The sequence below is a fragment of the Flavobacterium bizetiae genome, from assembly GCF_902804475.1.
Taxonomy (GTDB): domain Bacteria; phylum Bacteroidota; class Bacteroidia; order Flavobacteriales; family Flavobacteriaceae; genus Flavobacterium; species Flavobacterium bizetiae.
Genome location: NZ_CADCSU010000026.1, coordinates 39,774 through 59,354 on the forward strand (window position 1 = coordinate 39,774; position 19,581 = coordinate 59,354).

The window sequence follows — 19,581 nt, forward strand, 5'->3', positions numbered from 1 at the left end:
AAAACATGAAGGACTAAAAGTACAAGAATAAAAAAATCGGAAAGAGCTGCGAACAATTTCCGATTTACTAAGTGATTGAATATAACGAATTAACTACAATCAATTAACAAAATTATGAAAAAAAAATCAAAGAATGTTGGGTTTAAATACCCAATGTTCCAATATGACCTAAAATTGAAACTAACTACACTACTTATTTTGGTCGCCATGTTTAATATCAGAGGGAATACTTATGCCCAAAAAACAAAAGTAACTCTTGAATTAAACAATTCAACAATCGAAAAGGTTATTGAGACCATAGAGCAAAAAACAGATTTCAGGTTTATTTACAAATTAAACGACATTGACTTAGATCGTACAATTTCTATTTCTGTAAAAGACCAGCCTATTAATATTGTTCTGGATAAGCTTTTTAAAGGAACCTCAACAGAATTTAAAGTTCGGGATACTCAAATTATCCTAAAAAAGCCGGAACTCAAAACACAAAGCATACCTTATCAAAAACAAACCGTAACCGGAATTATTACGGACGAAAATGGCTTGCCTTTGCCGGGAGCTTCGGTTACTGAAGAAGGAACAAGAAACGGAATGGTGACGGATTTTGACGGAAAATTTAAACTTACTGTCGAAAGCAGCGCATCTGTAATTGTTGTGTCTTTTGTAGGATATAAAGAAAAAAAAGTAGTGGCCAGCCAAAATGTTATCAACGTACAGCTTATTCCTGATGCTACAGATTTACAGGAAATAGTTGTTGTAGGTTACGGCACAACGGTTAAAAAAGATGTTACCGGAGCCGTTTCTTCAATTGCTGCCAAAGATATGAATCAGGGTGCTATTGTAAACCCATTACAATTAATTGCGGGTAAAGCTGCTGGTGTAAACATTACTCAAATTGGTAATGAACCGGGTTCAGGACCAAGCGTTCGTATTAGAGGAATTGGCTCTTTGATTGGAGGAAATGATCCTTTGGTAGTCGTAGACGGAATTCAGGGAAATATGGATTTGTTAAATCAGGTTCCGCCAAGCGAAATAGAAAGTATCGATGTTCTTAAAGATGCTTCTGCAACTGCTGTTTATGGTTCAAGAGGAGCTCCCGGAGTAATTATCGTAACCACTAAAAAAAATAAAGCAGGAAGAACAACATTAGAATATACCGGATCTACTTCTTTAGATTTTATTCCAAAAAAACTCGATATGTTGAGTGCTGACCAATGGTGGAAAACGGCTCAGAGCGTTGGCGTTCCTTCATCTGCAAATCATGCTTCAGATACAGATTGGTATGGTCTTTTAACTCAAACCGGTGTAACACAAACGCACAGTTTAGCATTTGGCGGAGGAACAGACAAATTTAGCTATAGAGCTTCTATAACAGCTATTTTACAAGACGGAGTAGTAATAAACACTGGTAATAAAAAATATATTGGACGCGTTCAGGCTACACAAACAGCCCTTGATGATAAATTAAAATTGTCATTTAATTTAACTAACGGAATTAATAATACAGATCTCAGTATTGCAAATATCGGAACAGCCGCTTATTCATCAAATTTAATTACAAATGCTTATTTAATGCGACCAACAGATCCTGTTCTTAATCCTGATGGAAGCTATTTTACAGATCCAAATGTGTTTCAATATTTAAATCCTTATGCAGCTGCACAAACAGTTACTAATGAAAAACAAGAAGATAATTTATTTGGAAGCTTAAAGGCTGATCTGGATTTAGCTAAAGGATTATCAGCAAGCTGGTTTGGGAGCTGGAGAAAAACAAACACTTCTATTGGATATTTCCTTCCTGTACAATCAACAAATGCCTATGCAATTAGTCAAAATGGATATGCCAACATTAAAAATGAAAAGCAAGACGAAAAATTGATGAATGCAAGTCTTACTTATAAAAGAACATTTGGCATTCACAGCATCAACGCATTGGCTCTATACGAATGGCAAAACCAAACTTATCAGGGTAATTATGCTCAAGCAAAAGGTTTTGTTAGTGACAAAACTACTTACAACGCGTTGCAGTTGGGTGATTTATCAAAAGTGGCATCTGGAGATATAGAATCCTATAAAAATGACAGAACATTAGTATCGTTTTTAGGACGTGTAAATTATACTTTGCTTAATCGTTATTTATTTACAGGAAGTTTCAGACGAGATGGTTCATCTGTTTTTGGTGTAAATAACAAATGGGGAGATTTCCCGTCTGCATCTGTAGCATGGCAAATCAACAAAGAGTCTTTTATGGGAACTCAAAATTTATTTAGCGAACTTAAATTACGTATAGGATATGGTGTTACAGGGAACCAACAAGGTCTTTATCCTCAAAACTCACTTTCGTTAGTAGGCAGACAGGGATTGGCTTATTTTGGAGGTTCATTAATCACCAATTTCGGTATTAGTCAAAATGCAAATGCTGATTTACAATGGGAAACCAAAAAACAAACCAATATTGGTTTAGACTTCGCTCTTTTAGACAATAGATTAAGAGGAACTGTAGATGTTTATGATGCTACAACAGATAATTTATTACTTGATTACACAGTATCACAACCTCCTTATGCTTATAATACCATCAAAGCAAATGTTGGAAGTATTTCAAATAAAGGTTTAGAACTGTCTTTGGCTTATGATCTTATCAGAACAGAAAACAGTACACTTACATTAAGCGGTAATGCTTCGTTTATGAAAAACAAAGTACTTAAATTAAGCGGAAGTATTAATGGTGTTCCTTTAAATACAAATTATGTGGGATGGGGAGCTCCAAACTCTTTACTTGTTGAAGGAAAACCTGTGGGTGCCTTTTATCCTCTGCAGCATACAGGTGTAAATTCTAATGGTGTAGAAACGGTATTAGATCGTAACGGAGATGGCGCTATTGATCAAGGGGTTACAAGTGCCGATCGTTATTATGCAGGAACTGCGTTACCAACTTATACGTTTGCTTTTAATCCAAGCTACAGATACAAAAATTTTGATGCTTCTATGTTATGGAGAGGTTCGGGAGGAAATAAAGTGTACAATCAGCTTAATCAAAACCTAAGCATGCTTGAAAATACCGGTAAATCAAATATTTTACAAAGCGGTGTTGATAAAGGCATTCGTACTTCAACATACGCTTCTGATCTATGGTTAGAAGACGGTTCTTTTATACGATTAGAAAATGTTACAGCAGGTTACAGCTTCCGTTTTACTGATAAATATGTTGATTCGATCCGACTTTCACTTACTGGAAGCAATTTATTACTAATTACCAATTATACCGGTATTGATCCGGAATTAAACATAAGCGGAAGTGGCAAATCTGAAGACAATTTTGGAGGTGATAAAGGAATTTATCCTCGTACAAGAAGTATTGCATTTGGTTTAAGTGTAAAATTTAAATAGTAAAAGAAATGAAAATTAAAAATATATTGTTGGCAGGTGTATCTTTCCTGGCCTTATTTAGCTGTACTGACGTTAACGAAAATGTATACGACAAATATGCTGCAGATGACTTTTACTCAACTCCCGAAGGAGCCAATAGCGCTTTAGCAGGCATTTATGCACAGATTCCAGGAGAATTTACAAGAGATGGAGCTACTGGTGTTGGTTATGCAGGTGCAGACAATGGTTGGTATGATCTGAACTGTATGTCATCAGATGAACAAGTTATTCCGCACAGAACAGATGGTAACTGGCAGGAAGATTATGCGCGTTTGCATAAACACACATGGTTACCTACCGAAGGGATCATTAACAATACCTGGAACTGGTTATACAAAGGTATTTTCAATGCCAATTTAGCAGTAGGATTATTAGAAAAATCAAATGCAGAAACGGCAAAAATTGCAGAAGCTAAAGTATTGCGTGCTTTTTTCTATTATTTATTGATAGATGATTTTGGAGATGTTCCTTTTTATACAGACAACAATGTTACTGTAGATAAAATTCCACAAGCAAGCCGTAAAGAAGTATATAACTTTATTGTAAAAGAACTTACTGAAAATGTAGAATTACTTTATGGTACAAAAGGAGGCGATTTTTATGGTCGTTTCAACAAATGGGCAGGATATACATTACTAGCGAAAGTGTATCTTAATGCAGAAGTTTATACTGGTGAAGCAAAATGGAGCGAGTGTTTAGCCGCTTGTAATAAGGTAAGTGATGGCGGATTTTCACTACACTCTGGTGAAGCCAATACATCTAGCCCTCTTGGAAATAAATACTATGAGTTATTTGGGGATGTTTCACCTCAGGACGAAACCATTTTATCCATTTTTGCTACTATCGATATATTATCACGTAATGTTTATGCAGTTAGAAGCCTTTCAGGACTAAATGCAAAAGCTTTATTTGGATATGACGGCTGGAATGGTACTATTGTTCCTAAAGATTTTTACCTGAGATATGCTGATAATGATATTCGTAAAAAACAATTTTTAGTAGGTGAACAGGCAGGTGGTGTTACTTATACATTAGATGTTCCTTCTTTAGATAATCCGGGAGCACCTCCACAAGCTGGTGTTCGTAATATTAAATTTTATCCAGCGGGATCGAATACAGGAGGCGGGGCTTCTAACGATTTTCCAATTTACAGATATGCCGATGTCATTTTAATGATGGCAGAATGTAATGTTCGTTTAGGAAATGCAGGAGCTGCAAAACCTTTTATAGACCAAATTAGAGTACGTGCGGGATTAGATGCATTAATTGCAAACCCAACTCTTGATGATGTCTACAACGAAAGAAGTCTTGAACTAAATTGGGAAGGACACAGAAGACAGGATATGATTCGCTTTAATAAATTTTTACTGCCAAATCAATTCAGAGCGGAATCACCTGCTTATAGAAAATTATTCCCGATTCCAACATCTGCTTTAAATGCTAACAGAAGTTTAAAACAAAATCCAGGTTATCCAGGATAATAAAAAAGAAAACTACTATGAAAAAATATATAAGTAAATTATTTGTATTAGGCAGCTTGCTTTTGTTAGGTGTCTCCTGTGAAAATGATGCAGAATTAACGACCTTAAAAACTGTTCCTTTTTCGAGTACTATTGAAGCTTCATCTACCACATTAGTGCTAAATGAAGAGACAGAAGATGAATCTGTAGAATTAATTTCATGGCCTGCTGTCAAATTTCCGGTTGGCACTCCTGTTACTTACGCATTGCAAATTGATGTAATTCCGGATATCACCGGGCCAAAGGCGTGGCTAAAATCGAAACGAATAGAAGCGGGTGAAGATGTTTTAAGCAAAGCTATAATAGGAAGAGATTTAAACAAAATTGCTATAGACTTAGGACTTTTGCCTAATGTTCCGGGAAAATTAGTTGTTCGTATAGAAGCCAGTGTAGATCATAAAGTTTACTCCGATTATATCACATTAATAGTTACTCCTTATGAAAAAAGTGTAGTTTTTGGCGAAATTTATATGCCAGGATTTTATCAGGGAGAATTTAATGTAGGAACTGCTGCTGCCTTAACGGCAATTTCAAAAGGTATTTATCAGGGGTATGTAACTCTTCCTGCTGGTAATGGTACTGATTTTAAATTAAATACTGGCAGAAACTGGGATCAATATTATGGTGCAGGAAATACCAACAATGATTTGAAAAATGCAAGCGAACCTAATTTCCATCTGCCTGGCGCAGGTTCATATCAGATTAAAGTAAATTTAAATACACTGAAATGGTCTTCTACTCCGTATGCCTGGGGAATTGCAGGAGATGCAACACATGCACCAACACCTGAAGATAAAGATTACGGATGGAATAACGCTATTCCGATGTCATACGATCATCAAACTAAAACATGGAAAATTACTGCCAATTTATTACCTGGAGCTGTAAAGTTCAAATTAAATAATAATTGGTCAGTTAATTACGGACCTGCAGATTCATCAACAAACACGGTTAATCTTGATAATGGAGGTGCTTATGGCATTAGCGAAGCAGGAACTTATGAAATCACTTTTAAAATAGATGAAGTTGATCCTGTGTCAAACGGTTATCCGGCAACTGCAACATGTACGATAGTTAAAAAATAATCTATAACAGTATTTAAAATTACAGTTTAGATTAGTTTGAGTTGATACCTGCCTTTTTTGAGCGAAAGGCAGGCTATCTTAAAAGTTTACATTCTCAAAACAAACTCTGGACGTATTAAAAAATTTAAAATTATGAAATCAAATATAAACATCGTTTATGCACTACTGCTTACGTTAGCGTTTGTTTCCTGTAGTTCATCTGATAACGATTCAGATTCAAATACACCTCCTGTTTATCCACAATATGGTGTCTCATTCGATAAAATGCCTAATAAAGAAGATGCCATCATTTATCAGGTAAATATTCGTTCTTTCAGTCAGGACGGAACATTAAAAGGTGTTCAGGACCGCCTGACTCAAATTCAGGAATTGGGTGTAAATGTGATTTATTTAATGCCCGTTTTTCCGGTTGGAAAAGAAAAAGCTGCGTCAGGATTGGGTTCACCTTATGCTGTAAAAGACTATAAAGCAATAAATCCAGATTTTGGAACTTTAAAAGATCTTCAGGTGTTGGTTGAAGAAGCACACAAAAAAAACATGGCTGTGATTCTGGATTGGGTTGCCAATCATACCGCATGGGACAATGCCTGGATTACCGAACATCCAAATTGGTATCAAAAAGGTGCTGACGGGAAAATCATTATTCCTCCCGGGACAAATTATACTGATGTTGCCCAATTAGATTTCAACAATAGAGAAATGAAAGATGCCATGATTGATGCTATGGCTTACTGGGTTTACACTGCAAATATTGATGGTTTCAGATGCGATTATGCTGATTTTGTCCCACAGGATTTTTGGTCTGAAGCTATTTCAAAACTAAGAAACATTAAAAAAAACCAGAAAATATTAATGTTGGCAGAAGGTACAAAAGTGAGTCAGTTTAGATCTGGTTTTGATTATACTTTTGGATTTGGTTTTTTCAGTGCTTTACAAAAAGCATTTAAAGAAAACTTATCTGCAAGTACAATACAAAATGCAAATGCTGCAGAATATTCAACAAATTACGATGAGAACAATAAAATCGTAAGGTATACCAGCAATCACGATGTTAACTTTGCAGAAGGAACTCCAATTGAACTTTTTGGAGGTAAAAAAGGATCTGTAGCTACATTCGTTGTTGCCGCTTACATGAAATCTGTTCCGATGATTTATAACGGACAGGAAATTGGCTATGCACAAAGAATCAATTATTTCGAAAAAAATCCAATCGACTGGTCAACTGCAGATTCAGAAATGCTGGCGCAATACAAAAAAATAATTGCTTTCAGAAACTCAAGCAATGCTATAAAAAAAGGAACATATACAGGATATAGCAGTGATGCTGTAAGCGCTTTTACAATGGTAAAAGATGCTGAAAAAGTTTTGGTCCTTTCAAACTTGACTAATAATGATGTAAAATATCTTGTTGCAAGTTCATTAAAAGGAACCTGGAAAGATGCTTTTACAGGAAATACAGTAACTCTTGGCGTTGAAATTACAGTTGCGTCATACCAATATTTAGTGCTAAAAAACTAATACCTACGCAACTTTAAAATTAGATTAGATTTGCAAAAAATTAAATAACATGAATTTTCAATTCCAAAAAATGCTGCTCCAGATTCGTTTGAGCAAAAAAATCGCGTTGTTACTTTTTCTTTGTGCCAATTCACTATGGATTCAGGCGCAGGAATTAACTTCGCCAAACAAAAATCTTTCTTTAAAATTTGAATTAAAAGAAGGCGGAATTCCATCTTATCAATTATCATACAAACAAAAAGCAATTATAAAACCCAGTTCTTTAGGTTTAGAATTGAAGGATTTGCCTTCGTTTATGGATGGATTTACCATTACAAACACGGCACAATCTTCTGTAGATGAAAATTGGAATCCGGTTTTAGGTGAAGAAAAAACAATTCGCAACAATTACAACGAATTGGTTGTCACTTTAGCGCAAGCGAAAAACAACAACCGATATATTCGCATTCGTTTCCGTTTATTCAACGACGGATTAGGTTTTAGATATGAATTTCCAAAGCAAAATGATCTGAATTATTTTGTAATAAAAGAAGAACGTACTGAATTTAATCTAGCTGGTAATCATAAAATTTTCTGGATTCCGGGAGATTATGATACTAATGAATATGCTTATACGACTTCGAAAATTTCTGAAGTTCCTTCGTTGATGAAAAAAGCAACTATCGACATCAATTCGCAATGGCCTATCAAAGAATTGGCAGTACAAACGCCTTCTATGATGAAATCCGATGATGGTTTGTACATCAACATTCACGAAGCCGGTTTAATTAATTATCCTGCAATGTATCTTGAAGTTGATGCTGTAAATTACAAAATGCTCAGTCATTTAGCGCCAGATGCAGTTGGTGCAAAAGGTTATATGCAAACAGATGCGCAATCGCCTTGGAGAACTATTGTTGTAAGCGATAAAGCAACAGATATTTTAGCTTCAAAATTAATTCTGAACCTCAACGAACCAACAAGTTATAAAGATGTTTCGTGGATCAAACCTGTAAAATACATCGGAATTTGGTGGGAATATTTTGTAGCCGGAAAAAGTACATGGGCTTTCGGAAAAGAAAACAATGTAAAAATGACGGATGATTTCACCAAACTTACTCCAAACGGAAAACATGGAGCTACTACAGAACGCGCAAAAGAATACATTGATTTTGCTTCTAAAAATGGTTTCGATGCGATTCTTATTGAAGGTTGGAACATTGGTTGGGAAGACTGGATTGGAAATTGGAAAGAAGATGTTTTTGATTATGTAACAGCTTATCCGGATTTTGATGTAAAAGCGGTTCATGCTTATGCAGCTTCAAAAGGTGTAAAAATTATCATGCACCACGAAACTTCAGGATCAGCAACCAATTATGAGCGTCGTTTAGATCGTGCTTTTCAGTTTATGAATGACAACGGTTATGATGCTGTAAAAACAGGTTATGTAGGTAAAATTATTCCGCGTGGTGAACATCATGACGGTCAATGGATGGTAAATCATTACATTAATGTAGCCAAACGTGCAGCCGATTATAAAATCATGATCAACAGTCATGAAGCTGTTCGACCAACGGGTTTAAACAGAACTTTCCCAAACTGGATTGCACAAGAATCTGCGCGCGGAACTGAGTTTGAATCTATGGGAGGATTAGCTCCGGATCATACCACGATTTTACCATTTACCCGTTTAATGGGAGGACCAATGGATTATACTCCGGGAATTTTCCAGACTGATCTTTCATACTACGGAACAGGAAGTTCGCAACGTGTCAATACCACTTTAGTAAAACAATTGGCTTACTATGTTACAATGTACAGTCCGTTGCAAATGGCAGCAGATATTCCGGGGAATTACGAACGTTTTCCAGATGCATTTCAGTTCATTAAAGATGTTGCAGTAGATTGGGATAACAGCTATATTCTTGAAGCTGAACCGGGAGATTACATCACAATTGCCCGTAAAGCAAAAGGAAAAAACGAATGGTATATTGGAGGAATTACAGATGAAAATTCCAGAACGGCAAACATTACTTTTGATTATTTGCCTGCCGGAAAAAAATTCATAGCCACAATTTATGCCGATGCGAAAGAAGCAAATTGGAATGAAAATCCACAAAAATATACAGTGAATAAAGTTGTTGTAACCTCAAAAACAATTTTAAAACAATATTTAGCGCCAGGCGGCGGTGTTGCAATCAGCATCAAAGAAGGAAATGCTACAGAATTGAAGGGATTGAAAAAACTGTAAATTCTATTGAATTGAAAAACCAAAGGCGTATGAAATTCTCATACGCCTTTTTTTATTTTAAAGAAGTTAGCCACAGATTAAAAGATTCTCACAGATTATAAAATCTTTTTAACCCTTTAATCTGTGGCAAAAACTTTAAAGCTTTCCTCGTTTTTGCAAACCTGCAAGTAACTCTTTGGCAAAATCAGCCGCATGAAGCGCATATCCTAAATGTCCTCCGGGAACATATAAAACTTCGGTTCCAAATTGTTTGGCAAGATTGGTCACAGGCCAAGCCGGCATTGTATTTACAGAATCTCTTCCTACGCAGAAAATAATTTTATCCTTGTTTTCTTCTAACTTTTTGGTGTCAAAATCAGTCGGAGGATATTGTCTTATTTCGTGTTCAAACCAATAAGTTGTATTAGGTGTTTCGGGTCCTTTTCCGCCTCTCATGAATTCACCATCCTGAGCTCCGGGAATAATTTCATCTACAAATTTAGCTTTGGCCGGACCTTCGCCTTCTTTTTTATATAGATCATAAACTGCCTGATTTTGCGCTTTCCATTTCTCAAAGTCCGGAAGATATTTTAAAGCTGTTGGTTCATGAGGAACAAGTGCTTTAATAATATCTGAATGAAGTACCATCAACTGAAGCGAAACCAAAGCTCCTGAACTACTTGCGAAAACAAAAGCTGGTTCTTTAGTCAAATGTTTTATTAAAGCTGCCGCATCATTTGCATCCGTATCAATACGATGTGTATAATCTTGTTCGCCTACTAATTTAGAGCCTGAAAATCCTCTACGATCATAAGTTACTACCGTAAATGTTTTTGATAATATTTCGCGAATGGGTGTAAAGATAAAATGATCTCCGTTTGCTCCCGGAATCATTAATAAAACCGGTCCATTTCCTTTTGTTTCATAATACAATTCAGCTCCAGCTACATTTAATATTCCTGTTGTTACACCTTCTATTGGTTGTTTTGTATTTTCCATTTCTTTTGTGTTTTTAATGATATTTTTATTTTAATGCGGTGTGTTTCTAAACTAAGAATGTAACCACTCCTCTGATTCCTGATACAATTTTAATACAGTTTCCGGTCTGTCAATTCCCGGCAGATTACTATCTACAGCATAGCCTGTTTTAGTTAAAGTGTAAGATAGATTAGCATAACTAGGTCTGAATTTGGCAATTTCCTCTTTTGGGATTACAATGCCATCAGTAGGAGAAACGGGAAGTAGGGAATCTTTCTCATAAATACCTTCCATAGAGATAATAGCCCACAAACCATTTATTTTCTGAGTTTTGTATAAAAGCTTTACATCAGAATTTAATTCTAATAAATGTCCTTGAATTTCCTGTCTTATCTGAATAGTTGCCATGGTAATTGCAACTGCTTTATCTTTATTTAACCAAACTAAAGTGTCGTATAATTTGTGAGGCGCGTAGGATTCCATTTTACTCGAAGCCTCTACAAATTCCTGACCTGTAGCATTAAACCAGGAAACAGTAACAGTAGAATTCTCGACAAAACATTTTTTCATTTCCTCCCATTGTGCATTGTCTCTGCAAAAACGTTCAAATTCTATAAGTTCTTTGATACTGAATTTATCCGCTATACTTTCTAAAGTATTTCCGGATGGTTTTCTTAATAGTGTTTTCATGATCAAACCTTTTTAATTTTATTATTATATCTTATCAGATTGTTTTTCTGATGATTTATAGTACAAAATTAGGCGGATAGAAAACCCTGTGCATTGACAAATGTCAAAAAGGATTATTTAGATTTGAGTCGGCTTAAAGTTTCCTGAGAAATTCCTAAATAAGTTGCCACAACTCTATTGGAAAGGCGTTGAATATAATGCGGCTGTTCTTTCAAAAGTTTTTCGTAACGCTCTTTGGCTGATAGGGTAACCAAATCTTCTATTCTATTATTTTGAAAAGTAAAGGCTAATTCTAACATTCTTCTATAAAATAATCCCCAACTAGCGATTTCATTCACAAGAATAAAAAAATCATCATGAGAGATAGACAATAATTCTGAATCTTCTAAGGCATCAATATATTCAACAGAAGGCTTTTGATTGATAAAACTTGTAAGGGCTGTAACGGGAGTATTATCAAAAGAAACTAATCTTGTTTTTTCCTGGCCTTCTTTTGTGATGTAATACGTACGCATACATCCTTTTTCTAAAAAATAGAAATTAGTACAGATTTCTCCCTGAGATAAAATAATGGTATTTCGTTTTACTTTATGACTCGTAATACAAGACATTATCCTATTCATATCCTGCTTGTTAACTTCTGCTAGTTTCGTTATAAAATCTTTAAATATATCAGTCATAAGAATAACGAGGAATAATGCTTAACTATAATTGAGCAATAATTGAAGCCATTTTGTGACCTATAAATATAAGATAAAATTAATTGTTACAGAACTTAAAAGTAAGAAAAACTTTATGTAGTTTTTGACATTTGTCAATGCACAAGAATTTTATCCATCTTAATTTTGGTCAAAATAAAAACAGACAATCATTTAAATATACAGCTATGACGTTAGACGAAAAAAAAGAATTTTTACTGCAACAGTGCGATAAAAGACAGAACCTAACAGAAATTACACCTGAAACGCATCCAATTCATATAACAGAATGGGGAAATTCTGGACCTACAGTATTGATGATACATGGAGGCGTGCAAGGAGGTTTAGGCGGAGGGCCGATTAATTTTATTAATCAGCGTGAGCTTGCAGATAAAGGTTATAAATTGAGAGTGCCAAACAGACCCGGATTTGGAGAAAGTCCTTCACGTGGTGTAGATAGTCAAACTGCTGATGCCGTTTGGATTGCAGAAGAATTAGGAAAAGGTTCTCATCTTGTTGGACATTCATTTGGTGGTGCCGAAGCTTTGTTAGCCGCTGCGATCAGACCTGAAGCCGTTCAATCTTTAGTATTAATAGAACCTGCTTTACAACCAATATTGGCTACTGATGAAGAAGGTTTAAAATTACCTGAAATTCAGGAAGCTTTACAAGTCGTTTCAGCTCCTTTAATGGCCGCAGAAAGTCCGGCCGATTTTGCTAAAATCTTTTCGGAATGTATGGGAGAGGCTGTTGATGGAGGTCTAAATCCTTCGGCTGCGGCTCTGGAATCCCATCCGGAAAGTGCACCAGATTTAGGGTGTGCTCTTCTAAGTGCCGTATTAGGAACTCCACAAGAAATGCGTGCAGCTGCCGATATTGTAAAAGCCAAAGGTATTCCTGTATATGTTATTTCTGGTGGTTACAGTGCTTCTCAAGATGCGTGTTGTAAAGCGATTGCGAGATTAACAGGAGGTAAACATGTTATTATACCTTGTCCAAATCACTTCATTCAGCAAGATTCTGCTAAATTGTTTAATGAATTTTTAGATAAAGAAATTCAAAACATTTAATTTAAAACTGCCTCAAATAGTGTCTCACTTTTTGAGGCAGTTCTATATTTATAATTTATAAGTCTGAAACCCTTAAAAAGAATATGTACAAGCAAATCCAAAATCATCTTTTGAAGTCAACGTATTTCTATTTATTGCGGGTTTAAAGGCTAAATTTTCGCTCACATTAAACTGAGATAAAGCGGCATCTATATTAGCATCAATTATATTTAAAACATAAAAACCAACTATACACAAAGCAGACAAATCTCTATTTCGTTGATATTGTTTTTGAGCAGCAACCAACTGACTTTCGCTTAAGTTGGCTAAATATTCCGAACCGCTGGTATTTCCGGCAAGCCTATTTTTATATTCGTTTCGATAAGTATTATAGTTTTTCTGACTATCGATGTAAAAATAAGTACTTGTTCCTATTGCTCCGTAAACCAAAGGAAGTTTCCAATATTTCTTATTATAAATTTGTCCTAAACCAGGAAAAACAGCCGAGTAAAATGCTGCTTTAGCGGGACGCAAAGGGTCAATTGTTTCTGATTTTGGAGTATCATTTAAAACGATTTTCTTTGTTTGCTGAGCTGAAATCGTAGTTAAGCCAAAAAGTAAAAACAGAAGAATAAATTGATATTGCATATAAGTTTGCTTTAAAATTTCTTTCAAAGAAAACTCTTTAGTTCTAAGGTTTTTCTTAAGTAAAAGATAAATAAAACTTAAGATTTAAACTTTAGCAACATGATGAAAAGTTCATTAAATCACTCAATTTCTTGCCTAGCCCCGATAGTACTGAAAATCCTTTTGTGCCGGGGTTCGGCACAAAAGATTGTAAGGGATAGCGGGACCAATGTTTCTTATGAAACCGATTTTATCTGCTTCTAAAAAAAATTATTCTCCCAACATTTCCATCAATTCCAAAGCTCGTTTGGTCGATTTTACATTGTCGAAAGTCAGTAAAAGTCGTAAACCGTTTGGCGTTTGTTTTTCTTTCATCGTACAAAGATTACTGTGAGTTTGTACAAATTTTATCATTTTATGGAAACGCTTAGATTGGTAATAATCTGATTGCTGATCTGAGACGAAATAACCAATCATTTTGCCTTTTTTCATGACCAGTTTTTCAATACCCACGGCTGTCGCAATCCATTTGATGCGAATACTGTTCATCAAAGCATTGGCACGCGGCGGCATTGGACCGAAACGGTCGATTAGTTTGTTTTGGAAAATGACTAATTCGGCTTCATTTTTTACAGAACCTAATTCGTTATACAAACTCAAACGTTCTGTCACATTATTGATGTATTCATCAGAAAATAAAAGCTCAAAATCAGTATCGATTTGTAGATCTTTTACATATTCTTTGGTTTCAATATCGTTCTCTGCCGGATATAAATCCTTGAATTCGTTTTCTTTTAATTCTTCGATGGCTTCGTTCATGATTTTTTGGTAGGTATCGAAACCAATTTCATTGATGAAACCGCTTTGTTCGCCACCTAATAAATCTCCTGCTCCACGAATTTCAAGATCTTTCATGGCGATGTTGAAACCGCTTCCCAATTCGCTGAATTGTTCCAAAGCCTGAATACGTTTTCTGGCGTCTTCGGTCATGGATGAATACGGCGGACAGATGAAATAACAGAATGCTTTTTTGTTGCTTCGACCTACGCGACCACGCATTTGATGTAAATCTGATAATCCGAAATTATTGGCATTATTAATGAAAATTGTGTTGGCATTTGGAACGTCCAATCCGCTTTCGATAATTGTGGTTGCAACCAAAACGTCGAAATCTCCGTTCATGAAACCTAACATCAATTCCTCGAGTTTGGCGCCTTCCATTTGTCCGTGACCAATTCCGACTCTTGCATTTGGAACCAAACGCTGAATCATTCCGGCCACTTCTTTTATATTTTCGATTCTATTATTGATAAAGAAAACCTGTCCGTTTCGCTGAATTTCATACGAAATCGCGTCACGAATTACTTCTTCATTAAAACCAACCACATTTGTTTCTATTGGATAACGGTTTGGCGGAGGCGTTGTGATAACCGATAAATCTCTCGCCGCCATTAACGAAAACTGAAGCGTTCTCGGGATTGGCGTTGCGGTTAAAGTCAATGTATCAACATTTGCAGCAATCGTTTTGAGTTTATCTTTTACGTTAACTCCAAACTTTTGTTCCTCATCGACAATCAACAAACCTAAATCTTTAAAAACTACATTTTTGTTTACCAATTGGTGTGTTCCAATTACGATATCTAGTTTTCCTTCGGCCAGATCTTTTAGGGTTTGTGCTTTTTGTTTTGCGGTTCTGAATCGGTTTAGATACCCAATTGAAACCGGCATATCTTTTAATCGTTCTGAAAAAGTTCTGTAATGTTGGTACGCCAAAATAGTTGTAGGAACTAAAACAGCAACTTGTTTGCTATTGTCTACGGCTTTGAAAGCGGCACGAATGGCAACTTCCGTTTTCCCGAAACCTACGTCTCCACAAACCAAACGATCCATTGGGCGATCGCTTTCCATGTCAGCTTTTACTTCTTGCGTCGATTTAGTTTGATCTGGCGTGTCTTCGTAAATAAACGAACTTTCTAATTCGTTTTGCAAATAACTGTCCGGCGCAAACTGAAAACCTTTTTCTAAACGACGTTTTGCATACAACTGGATTAAGTTGAAGGCAATATGTTTGACGCGCGCTTTGGTTTTTTGTTTTAAAATTTTCCAGGCGTTCGATCCTAACTTATAAATTTTAGGCGGCGTTCCGTCTTTTCCGTTGTATTTCGAAATTTTATGAAGCGAGTGAATGCTTACATACACAATATCATTATCGGCATAAACCAATTTTATGGCTTCCTGCGTTTTACCTTCGACCTGAATTTTCTGCAATCCGCCAAACTTCCCAATTCCGTGATCGATGTGCGTTACATAATCACCAACTGAAAGTGCGGTTAGTTCTTTAAGCGTAATATTCTGCTTTTTAGAATAACCATTTTTGATGTTGAATTTGTGATAACGTTCAAAAATCTGGTGATCGGTATACGCCGTAATTTGATTTTCTTCGTCAATAAAACCTTGATATAAAGGCAACACAACGGTATGATATTGCTTGCGAATATTCTCTGAATTAGCTTCGTCTAAAGTTTCAAAAATATCATGAAAACGTTTTGCCTGAGTTTCATTCGAACAGAACAAATAATTCTTATATCCGTTAAAATGATTGTCGCTCAAATTATTCAGTAACAAATCAAATTGCTTGTTGAACGATGGCTGCGGCTGAATATGAAATTCGAATGTTTTTGTTGTTTTGAAAATGGGTTTTGAAGCCAATTCTACCACGGAAAAATCTAAAGCTCTCTTGATAAACGAAGCTTGATTTAAGAATAATTGTTCCGGTTGGGCGTGTTTTATTTCTTTCGAAAGTTTCTCAAAAGCTTCTTCGGCTCTTGCAAATTGTTTGTCTAACTGACTGAAAAGTCCGTCTGTATTTTGAATAACAAGAACTGTTTTTTCGGCAATATAATCTAAGAAACTTTCGCGGTTTTCCTGAAATATCTTATTTTCGACATTCGGGATAATGGTGATTTTTTTGTGTGTTTCGACAGATAATTGTGTCTCAACATCAAAACTTCTGATGCTGTCTACTTCATTACCAAAAAACTCAATTCTATAAGGATGATCGTTTGAAAAAGAGAATACATCGACGATACCTCCACGAACCGAAAATTCTCCGGGTTCTGTAATAAAATCGACTCTTTTGAATTCGTATTCGAACAAAACTTCGTTGATAAAATCGATCGAAATTTTGTCGTTTAATGCGACTTTTAAAGTGTTTTTATCTAATTGCTGACGTGTAACTACTTTCTCGAAAAGTGCCTCAGGATAGGTAACAATTATCGCTGGTTTTTTGCGTGAATTGATTCGGTTTAGAACCTCAGCGCGAAGTAAAACATTCGCATTGTCGGTTTCGTCAACCTGATACGGGCGTCGAAATGATGCAGGATAAAACAATACGTCTTGTTCGCCAATCATTTGCTCGAGATCGTTCAGGTAATAAGCGGCTTCTTCTTTATTGTCTAAAACAACCAGAAAAGGCAGCTCGGTTTTTTTGAAAACAGCGCGTAAAACAAATGAAACTGCTGATCCTAACAATCCGTTAAGATGCATTTTTATCTGAGTTTGTTCTAGTAATTGTGTGGCAATCTGCTCGTTTTTAGGCAGATTATCATACATTGTATATAAGGCGTTTTTACTCAACTTTTGGTAATTTTTGATCTAAATTTTGTGCCTGGATCGGAACCTGATTCGAGTTCGGAATGGCACGTGTTGTATCTAACATTTTGAGGAAATCCTCTTCTCCTTGTTCTTTTGGAATTTTGCTTTTTACAAAAATATTATCCATTTGTCTTTGCAAAGACACTAATTCTTTGTTGATATCTCCCACCAAAAAAGTCACTTTATCAGCCGGAATCTGATTCAAATGAATGAACAGATCCATCATTTTAATTTTGGTAATCAAAATAGAAATTCGGCTTTTTATAGCAGGTACATTAAATTCTGCCGGAATATTATTGTTTAAAGCCATTGCTTTTTTTGAAATAGCCGTTGACTTTTTCTGGAATGCTCCGATTGTTTTTCTTGGTTTATCGCCAATTTCTTTTAAAAATTCGCGCCATTCATTCCATGAACTTACTTTTTGCTCTGAAATTTCATTGATGGGCTCGTCGATAAATACCCAGCCTTTATTGATATTATTAAAAATAACTTCCTTTTTTTTAGCTTCTTTTTCATTTTCGGCACGACGTTTTTCATCTTCATTTTGACATGAATTCAACACAAAAACAAAAAGCAGAAAAAGAGATATTTTATATTTCATTTGAAAAAACATTAAGCTACAAAGTTACAAAGTAAATTTACAATTACGAATTCTGTTTTTTGCTATAAATCATTGAGATTAACATATTATTTTTTGCCACAGATTTCACAGATTAACAGAATTTAATTCTTAACAAACCACTTTTATTTTTAGAATTTGTACCTCAAAAATTTAACCGCAAAGCACGCTAAGTTTTTTTACTTGTAGTAAGTTTTGAAAAACACAAAGTTCGCAAAGCTTTGTGTTGATCCAGCTTAGCGAACTTTGCGTTTTTAAAGACAACCTGATACAAAATCTTAGCGTGCTTTGCGGTAAAAATTTAAACACTCTAACGAAGAATAATCCAAAAAAGCATCTTCATCATTGTTAAATTTATAATTTGTTGTTATGAAAAGTAAAAATATTTGCGAAAACGTTATATTTGTACATCTAAAAAAACATTACAAATGAATCCAAAAATATTGATCATTGGCGCTTGCGGTCAAATTGGGACAGAACTGACTCAAAAACTGCGAAAATTATACGGTACAGAAAATGTTATTGCTTCTGATATCCGAAAATTAAATACTGACGTTGTTAATTCGGGTCCGTTTGAGGTGGTCAATGCTTTAGATTTCAATCAAATCGAACATCTTGTCGAAGTACATCAAATTACCGATATTTATTTGATGGCGGCACTTTTATCGGCTACAGCCGAAAAGAATCCTGCATTTGCATGGGATTTGAATATGAATTCGTTATTTCACGTTTTAAATTTGGCTAAAGCCAAAAAAATAAAAAAGATATTCTGGCCTTCTAGTATTGCTGTTTTTGGCCCTACAACTCCAAAAGAAAATACACCTCAATATACCGTTATGGAACCTTCTACCGTTTACGGAATTAGTAAACAAGCGGGAGAAAGATGGTGCGAATATTATCATAATATTTATGGTGTTGATGTTCGAAGCATTCGTTATCCTGGTTTAATTAGCTGGTCTACTCCTCCTGGTGGCGGAACTACAGATTATGCGGTTGATATTTTCTATAAGGCTATTGCCGATAAAAAATACGAGTGCTTTTTATCCTCTGAAACTAAAATGCCAATGATGTATATGGATGATGCGATCGATGCGACGATTAACATCATGAAAGCTCCGGCTGAAAAAATCAAAATACATTCTTCATACAATTTAGCGGCAATGAGTTTTACGCCAACTGAAATTGCGAATGAGATTAAAAAACATATTCCTGAATTTACAATTACTTATGAGCCTGATTTCCGTCAGAAAATTGCGGACAGCTGGCCGGCAAGTATTGATGATTCTCAGGCAAGAGAAGATTGGGAGTGGAAACATACTTTTGATCTTGAATCGATGACAAAAGATATGATTGAGCATTTGAGTTAAAACTCAATTGACATAAAATAAAAAAGTCCCGTTTATTAATTTGAGGACACTGAAAAAGTCCTTCTTTAGGAATGATTGTTAATTAAAAGGAGTAGAAGCTAAATGTTTTCTGCTCCTTTTTTTTGTATCTTTTGAGTGTAA

The 19,581-nt window shown here is 35.3% G+C and carries 13 protein-coding genes; 7 read left to right on the forward strand and 6 right to left on the reverse strand.

Going from position 1 to position 19,581, the window contains the following annotated elements:
* Positions 1 to 114: 114 nt before the first annotated feature.
* The 5 genes from FLACOL7796_RS01550 to FLACOL7796_RS01570 all read left to right on the forward strand — a co-directional run bounded on the left by FLACOL7796_RS01550 (position 115) and on the right by FLACOL7796_RS01570 (position 9,779).
* On the forward strand, positions 115 to 3,387 hold the full coding sequence (locus FLACOL7796_RS01550; protein ID WP_173969086.1) for a TonB-dependent receptor: 3,273 nt from the start codon (positions 115 to 117) through the stop codon (positions 3,385 to 3,387).
* Positions 3,388 to 3,395: 8 nt separating this feature from the next.
* Positions 3,396 to 4,907, forward strand: coding sequence for a RagB/SusD family nutrient uptake outer membrane protein (locus FLACOL7796_RS01555; protein WP_173969087.1), 1,512 nt, complete (start codon positions 3,396 to 3,398; stop codon positions 4,905 to 4,907).
* 17 nt (positions 4,908 to 4,924) lie between these two features.
* Complete coding sequence (locus FLACOL7796_RS01560) at positions 4,925 to 6,031, forward strand: SusE domain-containing protein (protein ID WP_173969088.1); 1,107 nt, start codon at positions 4,925 to 4,927, stop codon at positions 6,029 to 6,031.
* Positions 6,032 to 6,163: 132 nt separating this feature from the next.
* Complete coding sequence (locus tag FLACOL7796_RS01565) at positions 6,164 to 7,549, forward strand: alpha-amylase family glycosyl hydrolase (RefSeq protein WP_173969089.1); 1,386 nt, start codon at positions 6,164 to 6,166, stop codon at positions 7,547 to 7,549.
* 49 nt (positions 7,550 to 7,598) lie between these two features.
* Entirely contained in the window at positions 7,599 to 9,779 is a 2,181-nt protein-coding gene (locus FLACOL7796_RS01570; RefSeq protein ID WP_173969090.1) for a glycoside hydrolase family 97 protein, read from the forward strand.
* Positions 9,780 to 9,914: 135 nt separating this feature from the next.
* On the opposite strand, the gene FLACOL7796_RS01575 is transcribed toward FLACOL7796_RS01570, so the two are convergent.
* From FLACOL7796_RS01575 to FLACOL7796_RS01585, 3 genes are all read right to left on the reverse strand, one after another.
* A complete protein-coding gene (locus tag FLACOL7796_RS01575) occupies positions 9,915 to 10,757 on the reverse strand; it encodes an alpha/beta hydrolase (RefSeq protein ID WP_173969091.1) in 843 nt (280 codons plus the stop codon).
* A 51-nt stretch (positions 10,758 to 10,808) separates the two neighbouring features.
* Positions 10,809 to 11,426 (reverse strand): hypothetical protein, encoded by a 618-nt coding sequence (locus FLACOL7796_RS01580; RefSeq protein WP_197913308.1) that lies wholly within the window; start codon positions 11,424 to 11,426, stop codon positions 10,809 to 10,811.
* Positions 11,427 to 11,539: 113 nt separating this feature from the next.
* On the reverse strand, positions 11,540 to 12,049 hold the full coding sequence (locus FLACOL7796_RS01585; protein ID WP_173969092.1) for a Crp/Fnr family transcriptional regulator: 510 nt from the start codon (positions 12,047 to 12,049) through the stop codon (positions 11,540 to 11,542).
* A 263-nt stretch (positions 12,050 to 12,312) separates the two neighbouring features.
* Between FLACOL7796_RS01585 and FLACOL7796_RS01590 the strand changes: the two genes are divergently transcribed.
* Entirely contained in the window at positions 12,313 to 13,194 is an 882-nt protein-coding gene (locus FLACOL7796_RS01590; RefSeq protein ID WP_173969093.1) for an alpha/beta hydrolase, read from the forward strand.
* A gap of 72 nt (positions 13,195 to 13,266) precedes the next feature.
* On the opposite strand, the gene FLACOL7796_RS01595 is transcribed toward FLACOL7796_RS01590, so the two are convergent.
* The 3 genes from FLACOL7796_RS01595 to FLACOL7796_RS01605 all read right to left on the reverse strand — a co-directional run bounded on the left by FLACOL7796_RS01595 (position 13,267) and on the right by FLACOL7796_RS01605 (position 18,055).
* Complete coding sequence (locus tag FLACOL7796_RS01595; protein WP_173969094.1) at positions 13,267 to 13,821, reverse strand: DUF5683 domain-containing protein; 555 nt, start codon at positions 13,819 to 13,821, stop codon at positions 13,267 to 13,269.
* A gap of 249 nt (positions 13,822 to 14,070) precedes the next feature.
* The gene (mfd, locus tag FLACOL7796_RS01600; RefSeq protein WP_173969095.1) at positions 14,071 to 17,436 is read right to left on the reverse strand and encodes a transcription-repair coupling factor; all 3,366 of its coding nucleotides are present in this window, start codon (positions 17,434 to 17,436) and stop codon (positions 14,071 to 14,073) included.
* Positions 17,429 to 18,055, reverse strand: coding sequence for a hypothetical protein (locus FLACOL7796_RS01605; protein ID WP_173969096.1), 627 nt, complete (start codon positions 18,053 to 18,055; stop codon positions 17,429 to 17,431). The genes mfd and FLACOL7796_RS01605 overlap by 8 nt, the downstream gene beginning before the upstream one ends.
* 446 nt (positions 18,056 to 18,501) lie before the next feature.
* Here FLACOL7796_RS01605 and FLACOL7796_RS01610 point away from each other — a divergent pair, with 446 nt between their 5' ends.
* Positions 18,502 to 19,440 carry an L-threonine 3-dehydrogenase gene (locus FLACOL7796_RS01610; protein WP_173969097.1) on the forward strand — a complete coding sequence of 313 codons (939 nt, stop codon included), beginning with the start codon at positions 18,502 to 18,504 and terminating at the stop codon, positions 19,438 to 19,440.
* The last annotated feature ends 141 nt before the right edge of the window (positions 19,441 to 19,581 follow it).

Coding starts and splice junctions, on each gene's coding strand:
- FLACOL7796_RS01595 (WP_173969094.1), bottom strand. CDS start 13,821: ATGCAATATCAATTTATTCTTCTGTTTTTACTTTTTGGCTTAACTACG.
- FLACOL7796_RS01590 (WP_173969093.1), top strand. CDS start 12,313: ATGACGTTAGACGAAAAAAAAGAATTTTTACTGCAACAGTGCGATAAA.
- FLACOL7796_RS01610 (WP_173969097.1), top strand. CDS start 18,502: ATGAATCCAAAAATATTGATCATTGGCGCTTGCGGTCAAATTGGGACA.
- FLACOL7796_RS01605 (WP_173969096.1), bottom strand. CDS start 18,055: ATGAAATATAAAATATCTCTTTTTCTGCTTTTTGTTTTTGTGTTGAAT.
- FLACOL7796_RS01565 (WP_173969089.1), top strand. CDS start 6,164: ATGAAATCAAATATAAACATCGTTTATGCACTACTGCTTACGTTAGCG.
- FLACOL7796_RS01585 (WP_173969092.1), bottom strand. CDS start 12,049: ATGAATAGGATAATGTCTTGTATTACGAGTCATAAAGTAAAACGAAAT.
- FLACOL7796_RS01550 (WP_173969086.1), top strand. CDS start 115: ATGAAAAAAAAATCAAAGAATGTTGGGTTTAAATACCCAATGTTCCAA.
- FLACOL7796_RS01570 (WP_173969090.1), top strand. CDS start 7,599: ATGAATTTTCAATTCCAAAAAATGCTGCTCCAGATTCGTTTGAGCAAA.
- FLACOL7796_RS01555 (WP_173969087.1), top strand. CDS start 3,396: ATGAAAATTAAAAATATATTGTTGGCAGGTGTATCTTTCCTGGCCTTA.
- FLACOL7796_RS01575 (WP_173969091.1), bottom strand. CDS start 10,757: ATGGAAAATACAAAACAACCAATAGAAGGTGTAACAACAGGAATATTA.
- FLACOL7796_RS01560 (WP_173969088.1), top strand. CDS start 4,925: ATGAAAAAATATATAAGTAAATTATTTGTATTAGGCAGCTTGCTTTTG.
- FLACOL7796_RS01580 (WP_197913308.1), bottom strand. CDS start 11,426: ATGAAAACACTATTAAGAAAACCATCCGGAAATACTTTAGAAAGTATA.